Raw genomic sequence first — 18,028 nt, 5'->3', positions numbered from 1 at the left:
CCGGTCAGATGTTTGCCTTGATGTCGGCGTCCCAGCGGGACCGCCAGGCGGTCATGTTCTCGGCGACCAGACCCCAGTCGACGGAGATCAGCTTCTCGACGTTGGCCTGCTGGAAGCCGGGCAGGTCAGCGAGTTCGGCCGGAAGGGTGACGGCACTGTTGGCGGGTGTCTGCACCGCCGTCTCCGCCCACATCTGGCACCAGCGGGGGGAGAGCATCTCGTTGAGGATGTCCAGGCAGATCTCCTGCTGGTTGTCGGTGTTGCCGGCCACCGTCTGGAGGTAGACCGGGACCGCGATGGCACCCTCCTGCGGCACCACGTAGTCGACCGGAGCGCCGTCGTCCTTGAACTGGAGGCCGGTGCCGTTCCAGCAGCTCGTGATGTCGGCGGTGCCGTTGCTGAGCACCTGCTGCCACTCGGGATTGGCGGTGACCAGGGTGCGGATGTTGCGGGCCTTCTCCTTCCAGAGCGCCCAACCCGGTTCCATGTTCTCCAACGACCCGCCGTTGAGCCTCGCGGCCATCATCACCACCTGCCACCAGTAGTCGAAGAGGGTGACCTTGCCGCGGTGCCGGTCGTCCCAGAGGTCGGCCCAGCCCGTCGGGGCGGTGGTGATCGCCTCGGTGTTGTAGAGGATGCCGATCTGGTCGGCACCGATGCCGATGCCGTTGAAGTTGGGACGGCGGAACGTGTCGCTGACGTCGGCGGCGTTGCTCAGGCCCGCGTAGTCGAGGGTGTTCCAGACGCCGTCGAGGTCGCCCTGGGCGGAGATCTGCGAGTTGAAGAAGCCCATGTTGACCAGCGGACTGTCGGGCGTGGTCTGCCGGGCGGCGAGGATCTTCGGGTAACCGACGGCGTTGCTGTCCTCGTAGATCTTGATCTCGACGTTCCGGTGCCGGCTCATGTAGTCCTCGGCCAACGCCTTCGGCATGTCGGCGAGCCGGTTGCCGAGGAAGGCGAAGATCGTGACGGTCTCCTTGCCCGGAGTGCCGCCGCCGTCCGACCGCTGGTCAGCCGGGTCGAGTTCGCGTCCGCACGCGCCCAGCGCCGGAAGTGCGGCGGCCGCTGCCGCCGCGGCGAGGAAATTTCTCCGGCTGATCCGACCTTGTCTCATCGCGGAACTCCTTCCGCGGGCGGCCGTCACGGGTCGCCCGTCGCTCGCTGTGTCGGGGGTGGGAGGGGTGGCCCGTTCCGGCCGAGGCCTGGGCCGATCGTCGGCGGCGTGACGGTGCGGTGGGGTCAGGCGGGCAGGACGACGGCGTCCTCCGGGCGCCAGCGGACGGTGACCAGGTCACCCACCGGCAGGCGGTCGGCGTTCGCCGGGCGGACCGCGCGGAGCGCGAATCCGTCCACGGTCTCCAGGTCGTAGCGGATCTGGGGGCCGAGATAGGTGGCGCCGGTGATGCGGGCGGCGAGTCCCGGTGGGGTGTCGGTGCCGGCCGGTGCGTCCGAGCCGTCGGCGGTGGTTCCGGCGGCCGTGGTGTCCGGACCGATCCGGACGTCCTCGGGGCGGACCGACAGGGCGACGCCGGTGCCCCCGACGGCCACCCGGACCGCGTTCTCGCCGATCCGGGCACTGCCCTGCTCGACCGGGATCTCCAGGACGTTGGCGTCGCCGATGAAGCGGGCGACGAAACGGTCGGCCGGGCGACGGTAGAGGTCCTCCGCGCCGCCGACCTGGCACAGTTCCCCGTCGCGCATCACCCCGATGCGGTCCGAGAGCGTCATCGCCTCGGTCTGGTCGTGGGTGACGAAAAGGAAGGTGGTGCCCGAGTTGCGCTGCACCTCGCGGAGCACCTGCTGCATCTGGTGCCGCAGGTTGAGGTCGAGCGCCGCCAGCGGCTCGTCGAGTAGCAGGACGGCGGGCCGGTTGATCAACGCCCGCGCGATAGCCACCCGTTGCTGCTGACCGCCGGAGAGTTGTTCCGGGTAGCGGCGTTGGTATCCGGAGAGTTCTACCAGTTCGAGTACCCGGTCGACGTCGGCGGCACGCCGGTCGCGGGGTACCCGCCGCAGCTTCGGCCCGAAGGCGATGTTCTGCGCGACATCGAGATGGGGGAAGAGGCCGAGGTGTTGGAAGACCATGTTGGTCGGCCGGCGGTTGGCCGGTCGCCGGCCCATGTCCTCACCCTTGATCCTGACCGTGCCGGTGGTCTGGCTCTCCAGGCCGGCGACGATGCGCAACGTGGTGCTCTTGCCGCAGCCGCTCGGTCCGAGCAGTGAGAAGAACTCCCCTTCGCGGAGTTCGAGGTTGACGCCCCGGACGGCCGAGGCGAGACCACCGGGATAACACTTGGAGATGTCGATGAGCTCGGCGACGGGAATCGCTTCGGATGTCATCGCACCTCCACGGCGTAACGTTTTGCCTTGGCGCTCACTATCGGCAGCGCCGACAACTGCCGTCAAGGGCAAAGCCGCTATTTCTTCCTGGTAGAGCCAGGTTTCCTTCACCAGGAGAGGGTGTCAAACGTATTGCCGTCGGGCGCATCTGGCCGAAGCGGACAGCGAACAACCCCGCCCACACGGGATGTCCGGATCGCCACGGGCGCCGTTTTCGTCGCCGAAGATGACCCTCCGGTCACTCCGGGGTGGTGACCGGGATGGGGCCGGTGTACGGCGACGCGGCGACCACGTTGAACGAGCGGATCCGGTAGTGGTAGGTGACGCCCCGGGCCAGGCCGGTGTTGGTGAAGCCGCGTCCGGTGACGGTGAAGGTGGCCAGTTCGCGGGTGAACGCGGCGTCCAGGGCGCGTTCCACGGTGAAGCCGGCTCCCGTGCCGGTGGGGGTGCTCGCCGCCCAGCCGAGCACGACGGTCGCGGTGTCCGGGCCGGGGGTGCTGGTGGCGACGCTGACCGAGGTGGGTACGCCGGGCACCGGCGGGGTGATCACGGTGGCCACGGTGGACCAGGGCGAGGCGACGCCCAGGTAGGTGGTGCGTACCCGGTAGTAGTAGGTGGTGTCGGGGGCGAGCGCGGTGTCGAGGTGGTGGTCGCCGACGCCGATGGCGGTGGTGCCGGGGCCGCTGGTGAAGGTGGGGTTGGTGGCCCGTTGGACGTCGATGCCGGTGGCGAAGGAGCGGTTGGCCCAGCGCAGCGCGGCCCGCAGCGGGGCGGCCGGTGGAACGGTGGCGGTCAGGCCGGTGGGGGCGGTGAGCTGCACGGCGGCCGGGACGCTGTTCGACCAGGCGGAGCAGCTGACCGTGTTCTCCGCGCGCAGGCGGTAGTGGTAGGTGACGCCGGGGGTGATGGTGGCGTCGGTGTAGCGGGTGGCGGTGCCGGCCACGGTGATCTCGGTGAGGCCGCCGGTGAAGGCGGAGTCGGTGGCCCGGTGCAACCGGTGACTGGTGGCGGCGGGCAGGCCGCCGTTGCCGGTCCAGGTCAGGTTGATCGCCGGCAGGGCGGTGGCCGAGCCGGGGGCCGGGGTGGCGTTCAGGCCGGTGGGGGAGCGGGGCGCGACGCGGACCACCAGGGGACGGCTCATGCCCTGGTCGCGCAGACCCGCTGCGGCACTGCCCCAGCGGTACTCCCAGCCCAGGTTGACCAGGCGGTTGACCACCGAGGCGGGACGCCCGTCGAGCGGGCTGACCTCGGTGGAGCCGGTGGGTACGCCGGCCGGTCGGGTCGGGTCGAGCAGCCGGACGCTGTCGCCGAGCTTGAACGGCAGCGGCGGTGCCTCCGGCCGCAGCGCGATCAGCACGTCCTCGCCCGGGTCGACCCGGACGATCTGCTTCCAGCCGAGTTCGCCGGGGTGTGGTGGCCGGATCCGGCCGTCGCGGCCGACCCGGTTGACCACCTGCACGTCAACCCCGTCGAAGCGGACCGCATGGGTGTGCCGGCCGGTGCCGCGTACCCGCCAGAGCTGCGTGCCGTCGCCGGGTGCGCCGACCGGCAGGGCCGGGTCGCTGACGTGCAGGGTCTCGGTGGCCGGGTCGGCGGGGCCGAGCGGCAGGGTGGGTTCGTCGAGCGGGCCGGCGTGCGGGTGGCCGACGCCGAGGCGGCCGGTGGCGCGGCCGTGCTCGGGTTCGAAGACCTGCCGGACGGCCTTGACCGCCAGCGGCAGCGTCACCGGTGCGGGTGCGCCGGTCGGGGTGAACGTGAGGGCGGCGGCGTGCACCGGCAGCCGGGTCGGCGCGGAGGCCGTGCCGAAGCAGGCGTCGTAGGCGGGTTGCGGCACGACCGGAGGACGTTGGCTGGCCGCGTACGCGCCGGGCAGCCGCTCGCGCAGCCGGTCCAGGTCGTACGGGGACGCGGGGGTGCCGGAGACCCGGAACTGCATCAGGGTGCGGGTGTTCGGGCCGTACCCGGGGCGGGTCGGTGGCGTGCCGCCCTCGGCGGTGCGGTCCGGTCCACCGGTGTGGTGGTCGTGCCGGGGGTCGAACGCGGGCAGCGGGGTGGGGGCGTCGTTGTAGAGGATCAGCGTGCTGCCGGGCGGGACGGTGGCGAAGTCCACCAGCACGTCGGCGCGTTCGCCGGGGGCCAGCAGCAGGGCGTGACCCTCGACGTTGAGCACGGTCGCCTCGCGCCGGTCGTACCGGAAACCGATCGGGCGGCTCGGGACCACCACCGGCTCGGGCAGCAGGCCGCACTCGTTGCCGATCCGGATCAGCTCCGGTCCGGCGGCGGCCGGGTCCGGTACGCCACCGGGGCGGCCGTCCGTCGGCCAACCCGCCGGCCGGTCGGGTGCCCGGACCGCCTCGACCATCGGCACCTCGCCCGCGTCGGCGTCGGCCAGCCGGCCCTCCGGTGTCCACATCGGCGCGTCCGAGGCGGCCCGGTAGAGCTGGAGGTTCAGCCACCGGTCGGTGCAGGCGTTCAGGATCCGCCACCGGTAGACCTTCGGCTCCACCTCCAGGTACGGGTACGCCGCGCCGTTGACCAGCACCGTGTCGCCGTACGCGGCGGGCACCGCGCTCGGGTGCGGCACGCCCGGCACCTCCGGTGGTTCGTCCGGGTCGGTGACCGGGTCGTGGTGCGGGTTGGGCACGGTGGCGGCGGTGACCTCCGGCCCGGCCGACACGGCGGTACGCGACCACGGGCCGTAGTCCCAGCGGCCGGTCGGGTTGACGCCCTCGGGGCGGTGCGGGTCCTGCCGGGGCTGGTAGACGTGCGGGTGCCAGAGGCTGCCACGCGCCCCCCAGCGGCTGCGGTCCCACGTCGGGTCCTGGGTGGCGAGCTGCGCGTCGTCCGGTACGAAGGTCTTGTCCTCGAAGACCAGCGGGAGCTGCTCGCACGGCAGCAACCCGTCGTCGGTCAGCCGCTCCTGCGCCTCGTCGGTGAGCAGACAGAGCGCGACCTGTCCGGAGTAGACGGTCAGCCGGGACAGCCCGGCGGTGTTGTCGTGGAACCAGAGCAGCCGCCCGCTCTGCTCGTTGGGAAAACAGAGCGTGGTGGCGCCCTGGCCCGGGTGCGGCATGTCGGGGACGTGCACCAGCCCGACACCGGTCGGGTACGGGGTGATCTCCCCGGCCGGGGTGATCCACTGCCACGGGTTGCCGGCGCTGCTCCAGCCGGTCGACGCGCCACTGAGGTGCAGCACCGCCCGGTTCTGCGGGTACGGTGCCGGTCCGCCGAGTGGCCCGGTCCCGGCACCCGGCACGGTCGGGTCGACCGGCAGGAAGAGGTCGCCGGCCGGCCCGGCGGGGAGCTGGTTGATGAACTTGATCCGTACCGGTCGGCCGCGCCGGGCCAGCACCACCGGCCCGAGGTGCCACGGCTGCCGGGGCGGGGCCACCGTGTTGTGCCCGTCGACGTCGGTGCCGAGGTTCAGTTGCCGGTAGCCCCGCAACCGGGTGGCCGGCAGGTCGGTGTGCAGGCGTTGGTCGTACTCGGCGAGACCGATCTCGTAGTAGTCGCAGCCGGGATAGCTGATGGTGTCCGGCACCGCGACCGGCAGGTGCGCGCCGCGCGGCGTACGCCCGAGTGGACCGAGACCGGGCAGCGGGTCGACGAACTTGCGGATGCCGGTGCCGCCCACCACCGCGCCGTCGGAGTCCACCACCGGCAGCGGGCTGTACGCGTGGTTCGGCACCGGGCCGAACAGCCGGGGCGCCGCCGCCGGGTCCAGGCTGGCCGGTGCCGACGGTCGCTCGCCCGGCGCGCTCCGGGTCGGCGCGTGCGGTGCCGTCCGGCCGGGCGCGTGCGGTGACGCCTCCGCCGGGGGTGCGCTCCGGGCCGTGGCGGGTCGCGCACTGGCCGGCGGGGCGGGCGGTGCCGGGGAAGCCGATGCGCCCTGCGGTGGCGGGACGGAGCCGGGGTCCGCGTGGTCCGGGTCGGTGCGGGCTTCGGGGACGGCACCCGGGCTCGACTCGCCGTTGCGGGTGGCGCGATCCCGCCAGGTCGACCGGAATCTGCGGAACACGGCCATGGCTCTCCCCGGGGTCGGGGCGCGGCGGCCACCACCGCGATGTGGCAGGCTCGGCGCGCGACTTTGACGATCCGTGAGCGCTCAATCGCAGCATGCGACGACCCGGGGTCGGTTAGGAAGTACCCAATCGTCCCTATCTGCCGACCGCCCGGCGTGTCGACTGCGCCACTCCGGCCCGGCCCTTCACCTGCGCAGACACCGTGGAACTTGCGTCCGGAGCGGCGGAACTTCCACGCCGTCGGGAGTCAGGCGGCGGGCTGGCAGACCGGGCACCAGTAGGTGACCCGTTCGCCCAACTCCTCCTTGCGGATCGCCGTGCCGCAGCGGCGGCACGGCTGCGCCCGGCGGCCGTACACGTAACTGGTCTGGCCCCGCCGCAGCGAGCCGGTGCTGCTCTGCGTCCACCGCCCCCGGTTCGCGGCCAGCAACTCCTGCGCCAGCCGGACCAGGCCGTCGAGGTCGGGCACCTCGCGGACCGGGGTACGCGGATGCACGCCGCGCAGGAACAGCACCTCGCACTTGTAGAAATTGCCGACTCCGGCCAGGTTGCGCTGGTCGAGCAGCGCGACACCGATCGCGGTGTCCGGGTGCGCGCCGAGCCGGCGTACCGCCTCGGCCGGATCCCAGTCGGTGCCGAGCAGGTCGGGGCCGAGGTGCCCGACCAGTCGGTCCTCGTCGGCGGTGGGCACCAGGGTCACGTCGTGCAGGTGGTAGCCGACGGCCGTCGCGGCGGCGGCCCGCAGCACCACCCGGATCAGGTGCGCCGGCCGGGCCGTCCAGCGTTCCCCGGGGGCGTACGTCCGCCAGGCGCCGTCCATCCGCAGGTGCGAGTGCAGCGTCCAGTGTTCCTGGCCGACGCCGGTACGGGTGCCGCCGGTCGGGGTGGTGCCGCCGGTCGGGGTGGTGCCGCCGGTCGGGGTGGGGCTGGTGGCGGGGCCGACGTGGGCCGGCGCGGTCAGGCGGAGCAGCAGGTGCTTGCCCCGGCTGGCGCACTCGCGTACCGCCCAGTCGGTCAGGTCGGTGGTGGCCAGTCGGGGCACCCGGAAGTCGCTGCCGGTCAGTCGGGCACCGGCCAGGACGCGGTCCAGGACGCGGGCGGTGTTCCAGACGGTGTCACCTTCGGGCACTCCACCATCCTCCCCCGGACCACCAACGCCTGGGTCGACGTGGCCTACCTGTGGACCGGCGCCGGCAGCCGCGCCGTGAACGTCTGGGCGGTCTGGGCCCCACGGTGCCGCGCTGCTGAACTCCGCGCGCGGAGCCGGGCCGGTGTCCTCCTACGCCGGCCCGGCCTGGGCTCAGGGCAGCTCGTCCGGCCGGGGTGCCCGGACCGCGTCCTGGTAGCGAGGGTGACAGGTGCCGTAGACGGCGAAGTTCAGCCGGGCGTGCGACAGGCTCAGGTCCCCGTTGGGGCCGCCACGAACCACATCCGCGTCGGCGTCGCCCTGACCGTCGTCGGTCCAAAAACAGACCGGACAGGTGCCGCCGCCGGTCCGGTACGCGCAGCAGGGGCAGGCGGCGGGAACCCAGCGATCGTTCACCGGAACAGCTTTCCACAGTAGACGTTACGGGCGTGTGGCGCGGGGCACCTCGTCGGCGGGGGCCGCCCACACCCGCAGCAGCCTACCCGGTGCCACCCCGAGCAGGTCCACCGCGCGTCCACCGTTGACCGACAGGGCCACCAGACCGGCCGAGTCGGCGTGCGCCACCAGCCCACCGACGGGCGCGTCACCGAACGTCCGCCCGTGCACCGCGACCCGTACCGACTCGGTGTCCTGTGGGCGTAGGTGCAACCGTCCCGGCAGCGGAGCGAGCAGGTCGGCCGACGCGGCCACCTGCACGTTGCCGAAATGGTCCACGGTCAGCACCTCGGCGACGAAGCCGTCCGGCGTCGACTCGACCACCGGATCCGGCAGCCGCACCAGCGTCCCCGGATCGATCGCCGGACCGGCCTGTGCCATCGGCGCGCCCGTGGCCAGCCGGGCCGCCACCGGCGCGAACACGTCCCGGCCGTGGAACGTGGCGGAGACCCGCGTGGCCAGCCACGCCGGATCGGTCAGCTCCACGGCGGCACGCACCCCGCCCAGCGCGTCGGCCGCGTCGCACAACAGACCGTTGTCCGGCCCCACCAGCAGGCCCCCGGGCGTGGCCAGCGCGACTCCCCGCCGGGCCGTCCCCACCCCGGGGTCGACCACCGCCAGGTGCACCCCGCCGCCAGGCAGGTACGGCACCGTCTGGGCGAGCACCGTCGCGCCCCGCCGGACGTCGCCCGGCGGCACCAGATGCGTCACGTCGATCACCCGCACCGTCGGGGCGAGCCGTGCGATCACCCCATGGCAGGCGGCCACGAATCCGTCGGTCAGGCCGTAGTCGGTGGTGAACGAGACGACGCGGTCCACGCTGCTGGTCACGGCACCGCATCGTACGGTCCGGTGCGGGTGCCGGATAGGTGACAGGCCGCCTGACCGACCGGCCACTGCACAGCGGGCCGCCCGCCCGGCAGACTCCTCGGAGTGAGCCACCGGATCTTGCCAGCCCTCGTCCTCGTCGCGGTCGCCGCCGCCCTCACCGCCTGCGGTGGTGGGGAGAAGGAACAGCCGTCCGCCGCCGACCCGACGAGCGCGCCGCCCTCGGCCAGCGCGCCGGCCACCGCGCCAGCCCCGTCGGACGCCCCGTCGAGCGGGCCGTCCACCGCCGAGCCGACCGTCACCGGCAGCACCGAACGCCGTCCGCCCAGCCCGCCCCCGGTCGAGCTGCCGCCTCGTCAGGCCGGCGAGCCCAGCGCGCGGGAGGTCGTCGCCGCGTTCCGGAGCGCCGGGCTCAAGGCGGGCAGGTCCAAGGACCGCTCCGTCGACTGCGGGCCGGACGGGCTCGGCCTGGGCTGCTCGGAGATCGTGGTCACCGACGGGGTGGCCGTCTACGTCTTCCCCGACGAGGTCAGCGCCACCGACATGGCCGAGGTGTGGGCCGGTGCCTCGTTCCGCTCCGGCACCGTCGTGCTCAACTACCTGGAGGCCAAGACCCCCCGCGCCGACCGCCCCGCCTACGAGAAGGCGCTGACCGAGCTCGACTGAGTCAGGTGCGGAGCCGCAGGCCGCGCGGGGTGGTGCGGAATCCGGCGGCGGTGAGGGCGTCCCGCAGCGGCGACGAGCGGACGGCCTCACCGTCGGCGCGTTCCACCGACATCGGGCCGAGCGCACCGGAGTGGACCGCGTCGGCCAGCGCCATGCCGGCGGCGGTCAACGCGTCGGCGTCGTCGGTGAAGCTGAGGATCGTCCGGCCGCCACGCTCGACATAGAGCACCAGGTCACCGGCGACCACCACGACCAGGGCGCCGGCCTTGCGCCCGGCGCGGTGCCCGGTGGGCGCCGGTGTCGACGCGTCACCGGAGTCGACCACCCTCTCCGGCCAGGGCAGCGCCGCGCCGTACGGGTTGGCCGGGTCGGTCGCGGCCAGCACCACCGCCGGGGCACCCCGGCTCGCCCGCCCGCCGTCGAGCGGCTCCGCCAGGGCCCGGATCCGGTCCACCGCGCCGGGCACCGCGAACTGCGCGGCGCCCAGCCCGTCGACGAAGTACCCCCGTCGGGCCGCGCCGCGTTCCTCCATCGCCGCGAGCACCGGATACACCGCCGCGAACCCGCCCGGCACCTGCTCGGCGACGACCGCGCCCCGGGTCACCACACCGTGCCGCTCCAGCAGCACGTCGGCCAGGGCGGCGGCCCGACGGGTCGGGTCGGTGTCCCGCTCCGGCAGCCGGGACCAGCGCCCCGCCACCGTCGGCGGGCCACCCCGGGCCGGCAGGGCCACCCGCCCCGATCGCCGGTAGCGGCCCTGCGCGGCGCTCGGTCGGGACCGGTGCGCGCCACCGCCGCCGAGCAGCGCCCGCAGCGGCGCCAGCGTGTCGTTGGTGAGATGACCGGACCAGACCAGTTCCCAGATCACCGCTGTCAGCGCGGCGTCGTCGGTGGACCCGACCCGGTCGGCCAGCGGACGGAAGAACATCGCCTGCCCGTCACCGAGCGCGTCCAACACCGCGTCGTGCAGGGGCGTACGCGCCAGCGTGCCGTCCGTCGGCGGCAGCAGCAGCGCGGCGGCGTCCGCGTACGCCAGGCCGACCCAGCCGTCGCCACCGGAGATCGCACCCGCGCCCGTCCACAGCACCTCGCCGCTGGCGCACAGCTCGTCGAGCTGGGCGGGGGAGTAGTCGGCCACCCGGGCCGGAAGCACCAGCCGTTCCAGGGCCGAGGCGGGCACCGAGACGCCCTGCAACTGCTCCACCGCGGCGGCCACCGCCTCGACTCCCCGCGCCGACGAGCCGACCTGCTGCCAGCGGGGCAGGAAGGTGGCCAGCGCCCGGGGCGGCACCGGCTCGATCTCGCGGCGTAGCGCGGCGAGCGAACGGCGACGCAACATGCGCAGCACCTCGGCGTCGCACCACTGGGCGCCGACCGACTCCGGGGTGAACTCGCCGGAGACCACCCGGCTGGTGGCCCCCAACCGACGCAACGCCTGCTCCACCACGAAGACGCCCAGCCCCAACCGGGCCGCGCAGGTGCTCGCCGCGAACGGCGCGTGCGTACGGGCGTACCGGGCGACCAGGTCACCGAGTGGATCGGCGACCGGTTCGAGGTACGCCTCGGCGACACCCACCGGCAGCGCCACTCCCAACGCGTCCCGCAGCCGGCCGGCGTCCTCCGCCCCGACCCAGCGGTCCTGCCCGGCGACGCGGACCCGTAGCACCCGTCGGGCGGCGGCCAGCTCGGTCAGCCACTCCACCGGCACCCCGCGTACGCCCAGCTCGTCGTCGCTCAGGTCGCCGATCTGGCGCAGCAGCTCGACCACGTCCTCGGCGTCGCGGGGACGACGTTGCGGGGTGAGCCAGCGCAACTGCCGCTCGGTCTCGGCGAGCACCTCGGCGTCGAGCAACTCGCGCAGGTCGACCCGACCGAGCAACTCGCCCAGCAGGGCCGAGTCGAGCGCCAGCGCCGCCGCCCGGCGCTCCGCCAGTGGCGAGTCGCCCTCGTAGAGGAAGGCGCCGACGTACCCGAAGAGCAGTGAGCGGGCGAACGGCGACGGGCGCGGGGTCTCCACCTCGACGAGCCGGACTCGTCGACCGGCCAGGTCCCGCATCACCTGGGTCAGCGCAGGCAGGTCGAAGACGTCCTGGAGGCATTCCCGGGCGGCTTCCAGGGTGACCGGGAAGTCGGCGTACTCGCGGGCGACGTCGAGCAGTTGGGCGGCGCGTTGCCGCTGCTGCCACAGCGGCTGGCGGCGACGCGGGTCGCGGCGGGGCAGCAGCAGCGATCGCGCGGCGCACTCCCGGAACCGGGCCGCGAACAGCGCCGAGGTGCCGACCGACTCCTCCACGAGCTGGACGATCTCCTCGGGGTCGAACGCCACCACGTCGGCGCCGGGCGGCGTGTCTGCGGTGTCCGGCAGGCGTACCACGATGCCGTCGTCGGCGGGCAGGACCTGGGCGTCCACGCCGTACCGCTCGGCAAGTCGACGGCCGACGGCCAGTGCCCACGGCGCGTTGACCCGCGCGCCGAGCACGCTGTGCACCGCCAGTCGCCAGTCGCCGAGCTCGTCGCGGAAGCGCTCGACCACCACCGTCCGGTCGTCGGGCAGGGCGCGGGTGGCGGCCTGCTGCTCGCGCAGGTACGCCATCAGGTTGCCGGCGGCCCAGTCGTCCAGGCCGGTGGCGCGCAGCGCGGCGGTCGCCTCCTCGTCGCCCTGGCGCAGCAGGCCGCGGACCCGGGCACCGATGGCCCGGCCCAGCTCGAACGGACGGCCCGGTTGGTCGCCCTTCCAGAACGGCATCTTCGCGGCCTGGCCGGGTGCGGGGGAGACCAGCACCCGGTCCGGCGTGATCTCCTCGATCCGCCAGGACGACGAACCCAGCAGGAAGACGTCGCCCACCCGGGACTCGTAGACCATCTCCTCGTCCAGCTCGCCGACCCGGGCGGCGCGTTCGGCGCCGGCCAGGAAGACGCCGAACAGGCCCCGGTCGGGGATGGTGCCGCCGCTGGTCACCGCGAGTCGTTGGGCGCCCGGCCGGCCGGTCAGCAGGTCGGTGGCGCGGTCCCAGACCAGGCGGGGACGCAGCTCGGCGAAGGCGGTCGACGGGTAGCGGCCGGAGAGCATGTCGAGCACGGCGTGCAGCGCGGAGTCGGGCAGCTCGGCGAAGGGCGCCGCCCGGCGGACCACCGCCGCCAGGTCGGCCACCGGCCACTCGTCCAGCGCGACCATCGCGACGATCTGCTGGGCGAGCACGTCGAGCGGGTTGCGTGGATGGTGCAGCTCCTCGATCGCGGCGTCGCCCATCCGCTCGGCGACCACGGCACAGGAGAGCAGGTCGCCCCGGTGCCTGGGCAGCACCACCCCTCGGGACACCGCGCCGATTTGGTGCCCGGCCCGGCCGACGCGTTGCAGGCCGGCGGCCACGCTGGGCGGCGCCTCGATCTGCACCACCAGGTCGACGGCGCCCATGTCGATGCCGAGTTCGAGGCTGGAGGTGGCGACCACGGCCGGGAGTTGCCCGGCCTTGAGCGACTCCTCGATGTGCCGGCGTTCCTCCCGGGAGACGCTGCCGTGGTGCGCGCGGGCGATCACCGGCGGGGCGCCGGCCACCGCCCCGGCCCGGGCCATCATCTCCGCTGAGGTCCGGACCAGCCGCCCGGTCGGCGGCACCGACCCACCGGCCTGCTCCTCGCTGCTCTCCTCGACGGCGAGCTCGTTGAGGCGGGCGCAGAAGCGCTCGGCGCTGCGTCGGGAGTTGGTGAAGACGATCGTCGAGCGGTGTGCCCGGATCAGCGAGTAGACGCGTTCCTCGACGGCAGGCCAGATCGACGCCGACCGGGGGCCGCCGAGCTCGTCCTCCGGCTGTTCCTGCTCGTCGAGGCGGGTCATGTCCTCTACCGGGACCTGGACGCTGACCTCGATCGTCTTGGCGCTGACCGGGGCCACCACGTCGACCGGGCGGGCCCCGCCGAGGAACCGGGCGCACTCGTCGACCGGCCGGACGGTGGCGGAGAGCCCGATCCGCTGCGCCGGGGTGGGCAGCAACTCGTCGAGACGCTCCAGGGAGAGCGCGAGGTGGGCGCCGCGTTTGGTGCCCGCGACCGCGTGCACCTCGTCGACGATCACCGTCTCGACACCCCGCAGCGCGTCCCGCGCGGCGGAGGTGAGCAGCAGAAACAGCGACTCCGGAGTGGTGATCAGGATGTCCGGCGGGGTTCGGGCGAAGGCCCGCCGCTCGTCGGCCGGGGTGTCGCCGGTCCGCATGCCGACGGTGATCTCCGGCGGGGGGAGCATGAGCCGGGTGGCGGCCTGCCGGATGCCGGCCAGGGGTGCGCGCAGGTTTCGTTCGACGTCGACCGCGAGCGCCTTGAGCGGGCTGACGTAGAGCACCCGGCACCGGCGCCGGGGGTCGGCCGGGGCCGGCTCGCGGGCCAGCCGGTCGAGCGACCAGAGGAAGGCGGCAAGGGTCTTGCCGGAACCGGTCGGCGCCACCACCAGGGCGTGCTGCCCGGCCGCGACCGCCGTCCAGGCGCCGGTCTGCGCCGCCGTGGGCGCGGCGAAGGCCGTCCCGAACCACTCCCGGGTCGCCGGACCGAAGCGGGAGAGCACCCCGGTCGACCCACCGCTGGAATCCGCCACGACCCCATACTGCCCCCGGTGACCGGCATCGCCGGGGTACGGCCGTGGAGAGGTATGCCGGTTTAAGGCGTTGCAGGCGTCATGGCCGTTGAATCCGTTAAGTCTTACTTAACTGCTTGCTCGCATCCTGCAACATAAAGTAACTTCACTCGCGGTGTGGCGCGCGGCGAGGAGGTCGGATGGACGTGGAGGAGCGGAGTCCAGGGTCCGGCACCGACGTCCTCATTCGCAAGGTCGACAGTCATGTCGCCACTCTCCGTGCTGGCCTGCACGGCCCCGATCTTGAGCTGGCTGAGCGTCTCGCCGGCTGCCTACGGGAGTTGGTCGTCTCCACTGCCCAGGCCAGCGCCGCCGACCGGGCCCGGGTGCGCGTTGCCGTGCACTATTTCGTGCTCCGCCGTGAGAGCAGAGGCCAGCTACTCTCCGTACGCTCCCTCGCCGCCGCGCAGCGGCTGGTCAACAAGGCGGCACGGCAACTCGGCCGACCGGACCTGATGGTCGAGACCCGCGCCGGGTAGGGCGGGCGGTCCCGGCGGCCGCTGCCAATGGCCCACTTCCTGGTGCATGCGCGCCGGACAAAGGTGAATGTGGGCTTTTTTCGACAAAACCGCCTATTGCGCCCTGCGGATGTCGTCTGATCGCAGGTAGGCGCCATGCACGCGGAACAGGCGCCGCTGCCACCTCGACCGGGAGCGCGCGTGCTCGTACTGCTGATCCTGCACCTCGTGGTGGCGCTGGCGGCACCGCTGCTGGTCCGCCGGTGGGGTGCACGCGCCTGCTATCCGCTGGCGCTGGCGCCGGCCGCCGCGTTCGGCTGGGCGGTGTTCCGTACACCCGACGTGGTCGACGGCGGTGCGGTGGTCGAGACGTACCCGTGGATCCCGAAGCTCGGGCTCGACCTGGCCTTCCGGACCACCACCCTGTCCTGGGTGATGACGCTGCTGATCGGCGGTGTCGGCGCGTTGGTGCTGGTCTACAGCGCGCGGTACTTCCCGCCGCCGGCCGTCGGCACGGCCCAGTTCGTCGGGGTGGTGGTCGGCTTCGCCGGGGCCATGCTCGGCCTGGTCTTCGCCGACGACCTGCTGCTGCTCTACGTCTGCTGGGAACTGACCACGGTCTTCTCGTACCTGCTGATCGGGCACAGCGCCGAGCGGCGTTCCGCCCGCTGGGCCGCCGCCCAGGCGTTGACCGTGACCACGTTCGGCGGGTTGGCCATGCTGGTCGGGTTCATCATGCTCGGCCACCACGCCGGCACCTACCGCTTGTCGGAACTGTCGCAGCACCCGCTGCCCGGCGGGGCGTACCTGGTCGTCGCGGTGCTGCTGATCCTGCTCGGGGCGCTGTCCAAGTCGGCCCTGCTGCCGTTCACGTCGTGGCTGCCGGTGGCGATGGCGGCACCGACGCCGGTCAGCGCCTACCTGCACGCGGCAGCCATGGTGAAGGCCGGCGTGTACCTGCTCGGCCTGCTCGCCCCGGTGCTGGCGCAGGTGGGCCCGTGGCGTCCGGTGGTGCTGGTCGCCGGGCTGGCCACCATGGTGATGGGCGGCTGGGCCGCGCTGCGGCAGACCGACCTGAAACTGCTGCTGGCGTACGGCACGCTCAGCCAGCTCGGCCTGGTGGCGGTGGCGATCGGGGTGGGCACCCCGGACGCCGCGTTGGCCGGCGTGGCGATGCTGGTCGCGCACGCCCTGTTCAAGGCGGCGCTGTTCCTCGTGGTCGGTGTGATCGACCACGGCGCGCAGACCCGTGACCTGCGGAAGCTGTCCGGCCTGGGCCGGCGTGCCCCGTACCTGGCGGTGGTGGCCGGGCTCGCCGCCGCCTCCATGGCGGGGGTGCCGCCGCTGGTCGGCTTCGTCGCCAAGGAGGCGATCTTCGCCGCCTTCACCGACCGCCCGGCGGCCCTGGCTGTGCTTGTCGTCGGCACCGTCCTCACGGTCGCCTACAGCCTCCGGTTCATCTGGGGCGCGTTCGGCACCCGTCCCGGTCGGGCCCCGACCGACCTGGGCCGGATCCCGACGGCGATGCTGGTGCCGCCGGCCGTGCTCGCCGGGGCGGGACTCGTCGCCGGGCCGGCGGCCGGCGCACTGGACCATGTGATCCGCCCGTACGCGCGACTCCTCGGACCGGTCCACGCGCACCTGACCCTCTGGCCGGGCCTCAATCTCGCGCTCGGCCTCTCCGCGCTGGCCCTCACCGGCGGCGCGGTGCTGTTCCTGCTGCGTGGTCCGTTGGCTCCGGCGCTGGCCCGGCTGCGGTCGCCGGTCACCGGGCAGCAGGGCTACGAGTGGCTCGTCCACCGCTTCGACCGGACCGCCGTGGACGTCACCAGCGTCACCCAGCGGGGTTCGCTGCCGCAGTACCTCGGTCTCATCCTGATCGTGCTGTCCGCCGTGCCGGGCGGCGTGCTGCTGGTGATCCGGCCGTGGGAGCAGGCCCTGAAATTGTGGGGCTCGCCCGCGCAACCGGTGGTGCTGTTGGTGATCGCGATGGCGGCGCTGCTCGCCGTCGGGGCCCGCCGCCGGCTCACCGCGATGCTGCTGGTCGGGGTGACCGGCTACGGCACCGCGATGGTCTTCGTGCTGCACGGCGCGCCCGACCTGGCGCTCACCCAGTTCCTGGTGGAGAGCATGACGATCGCGGTCTTCGTGCTCGTGCTGCGTCGCCTGCCGGAACGGTTCTCGGTGCGCCCACTGCGCCGCAGCCGCTGGATCCGCCGGTCGATCGGTGTCCTGGTCGGCCTCACCGTGGCCGGACTCGCCCTGGCCGCGACGGCGGCCCGGCACACGCGCACCATCTCCGAGGAATTCCCCCGCTTCGCCGTCGAGGGGGGGTACGGCCGCAACGTGGTGAACGTGACGCTCGTCGACATCCGGGCCTGGGACACGTTGGGCGAGCTGGCGGTGCTGGTGGCCGCGGCGACCGGGGTGGCCAGCCTGATCTTCCAGCAGTCCCGCACCGGCCCCCGTCCCCGCCGCCTGGACGCCGACCGGGGCGAGAGCGTGGCCGGGCGGCCGATCTGGTTGCGTGGCGGCGCCACGCTGATCGAGCGCAACCGCTCGATCGTGCTGGAGGTGGTCACCCGGCTGATCTTCCACACCGCCGTGCTGTTCTCGTTCTACCTTCTGTTCTCCGGCCACAACGCCCCTGGTGGCGGCTTCGCCGGTGGCCTGGTCGCCAGCCTGGCGTTGACCATGCGCTACCTCGCGGGCGGCCGGTACGAGTTGGCCGAGGCCGCACCGATCTCCGCCGGCACCGTGCTCGGCGCCGGTCTGGGTCTGGCGGTCGGCGGCGCGGTGGCCTCGCTGCTGGCCGGCGGCACCGTGCTGCAGAGCACGCGGATCGACCTCTGGCTGCCGGTGATCGGCGACTTCTACCTGATCACCTCGCTCTTCTTCGACATCGGCGTCTATCTGGTGGTGATCGGGTTGGCGCTGGACGTGCTGCGCAGTCTCGGCGCCGAGGTGGACCGGCACATCGAGGCGGCCGGTGGACCCGATGGTGGGCTCGCCGTGGAGCGTCGGGGGGGCACCCGGTGAGCGCCGACGCCAACCTGGTCTCGTTCGTGGCGATCGGGGTACTCGTCGGCTGCGGGGTGACCCTGCTGCTGGAGCGCAGCCTGAGTCGGGTCCTGCTCGGCATCATCCTGATCGGCAACGGCGTCAACCTGCTGATCATCTTTGGTGGACGGTCCGGGCGGGCGCCGATCGCCGGGGTCACCGAACCGGAGCGGATGAGCGACACCCTGCCCCAGGCCATGGTGCTCACCGCCATCGTCATCACCTTCGGGTTCACCGCCTTCCTGCTGGCCATCAGCTACCGCAGCTGGTACCTGACCGGCGACGACGAGGTGCCCGACGACCTTGAGGACCAGCAGATCGTGCGCCGCGCGGCGCGCAAGGAGGTCTCCACCGCAGACCTCGGCGGTGAACCGCCGGAGAGCGACCCCGAGCAGGTCGACGTGCCCGCGCCGTGGCAGCGCCGCGAGGAGGGCCTGGGATGAGCCGG

11 protein-coding genes are annotated in these 18,028 nt (G+C 73.4%); 4 read left to right on the top strand and 7 right to left on the bottom strand.

Annotated elements, in window-relative coordinates; genetic code table 11:
- Window positions 1–4: 4 nt before the first annotated feature.
- The 6 genes from ID554_RS04500 to ID554_RS04475 form a co-directional block, all read right to left on the bottom strand.
- Window positions 5–1,114, bottom strand: coding sequence for an ABC transporter substrate-binding protein (locus ID554_RS04500; protein ID WP_117226799.1), 1,110 nt, complete (start codon window positions 1,112–1,114; stop codon window positions 5–7).
- Window positions 1,115–1,239: 125 nt separating this feature from the next.
- Window positions 1,240–2,340, bottom strand: a complete 1,101-nt coding sequence (locus ID554_RS04495) for an ABC transporter ATP-binding protein (RefSeq protein WP_117226641.1) — start codon at window positions 2,338–2,340, stop codon at window positions 1,240–1,242.
- Window positions 2,341–2,578: 238 nt separating this feature from the next.
- On the bottom strand, window positions 2,579–6,364 hold the full coding sequence (locus ID554_RS04490; RefSeq protein WP_117226640.1) for a hypothetical protein: 3,786 nt from the start codon (window positions 6,362–6,364) through the stop codon (window positions 2,579–2,581).
- Between the two features lie 245 nt (window positions 6,365–6,609).
- On the bottom strand, window positions 6,610–7,491 hold the full coding sequence (locus ID554_RS04485; protein ID WP_117226639.1) for a zinc finger domain-containing protein: 882 nt from the start codon (window positions 7,489–7,491) through the stop codon (window positions 6,610–6,612).
- A 171-nt stretch (window positions 7,492–7,662) separates the two neighbouring features.
- Complete coding sequence (locus ID554_RS04480) at window positions 7,663–7,905, bottom strand: CPCC family cysteine-rich protein (protein ID WP_117226638.1); 243 nt, start codon at window positions 7,903–7,905, stop codon at window positions 7,663–7,665.
- Window positions 7,906–7,929: 24 nt separating this feature from the next.
- Window positions 7,930–8,763 carry an SAM hydrolase/SAM-dependent halogenase family protein gene (locus tag ID554_RS04475; RefSeq protein WP_117226798.1) on the bottom strand — a complete coding sequence of 278 codons (834 nt, stop codon included), beginning with the start codon at window positions 8,761–8,763 and terminating at the stop codon, window positions 7,930–7,932.
- Between the two features lie 114 nt (window positions 8,764–8,877).
- Between ID554_RS04475 and ID554_RS04470 the strand changes: the two genes are divergently transcribed.
- Window positions 8,878–9,438, top strand: coding sequence for a hypothetical protein (locus ID554_RS04470; protein WP_117226637.1), 561 nt, complete (start codon window positions 8,878–8,880; stop codon window positions 9,436–9,438).
- 1 nt (window position 9,439) lies between these two features.
- Here ID554_RS04470 and ID554_RS04465 read toward each other — a convergent pair whose 3' ends face one another.
- Window positions 9,440–14,023, bottom strand: a complete 4,584-nt coding sequence (locus ID554_RS04465; protein ID WP_117226636.1) for an ATP-dependent helicase — start codon at window positions 14,021–14,023, stop codon at window positions 9,440–9,442.
- Window positions 14,024–14,202: 179 nt separating this feature from the next.
- Here ID554_RS04465 and ID554_RS04460 point away from each other — a divergent pair, with 179 nt between their 5' ends.
- The 3 genes from ID554_RS04460 to ID554_RS04450 all read left to right on the top strand — a co-directional run bounded on the left by ID554_RS04460 (window position 14,203) and on the right by ID554_RS04450 (window position 18,023).
- A complete protein-coding gene (locus tag ID554_RS04460; RefSeq protein ID WP_117226635.1) occupies window positions 14,203–14,541 on the top strand; it encodes a hypothetical protein in 339 nt (112 codons plus the stop codon).
- A gap of 180 nt (window positions 14,542–14,721) precedes the next feature.
- Window positions 14,722–17,559, top strand: coding sequence for a Na+/H+ antiporter subunit A (locus tag ID554_RS04455; RefSeq protein WP_117226634.1), 2,838 nt, complete (start codon window positions 14,722–14,724; stop codon window positions 17,557–17,559).
- Window positions 17,556–18,023, top strand: coding sequence for a Na(+)/H(+) antiporter subunit C (locus ID554_RS04450; RefSeq protein ID WP_117226633.1), 468 nt, complete (start codon window positions 17,556–17,558; stop codon window positions 18,021–18,023). Before ID554_RS04455 ends, ID554_RS04450 begins: the two co-directional genes overlap by 4 nt.
- The last annotated feature ends 5 nt before the right edge of the window (window positions 18,024–18,028 follow it).

Source organism: Micromonospora craniellae, from assembly GCF_014764405.1.
Lineage (GTDB): Bacteria > Actinomycetota > Actinomycetes > Mycobacteriales > Micromonosporaceae > Micromonospora > Micromonospora craniellae.
Note: the sequence above shows the minus strand (reverse complement) of the source record. Positions and strands in the feature narration are given on the sequence as shown.

Bases quoted from the DNA above. Each gene is read 5' to 3' on its own strand.
- ID554_RS04500 (WP_117226799.1), bottom strand. From the start codon at position 1,114: ATGAGACAAGGTCGGATCAGCCGGAGAAATTTCCTCGCCGCGGCGGCA.
- ID554_RS04495 (WP_117226641.1), bottom strand. From the start codon at position 2,340: ATGACATCCGAAGCGATTCCCGTCGCCGAGCTCATCGACATCTCCAAG.
- ID554_RS04490 (WP_117226640.1), bottom strand. From the start codon at position 6,364: ATGGCCGTGTTCCGCAGATTCCGGTCGACCTGGCGGGATCGCGCCACC.
- ID554_RS04460 (WP_117226635.1), top strand. From the start codon at position 14,203: ATGGACGTGGAGGAGCGGAGTCCAGGGTCCGGCACCGACGTCCTCATT.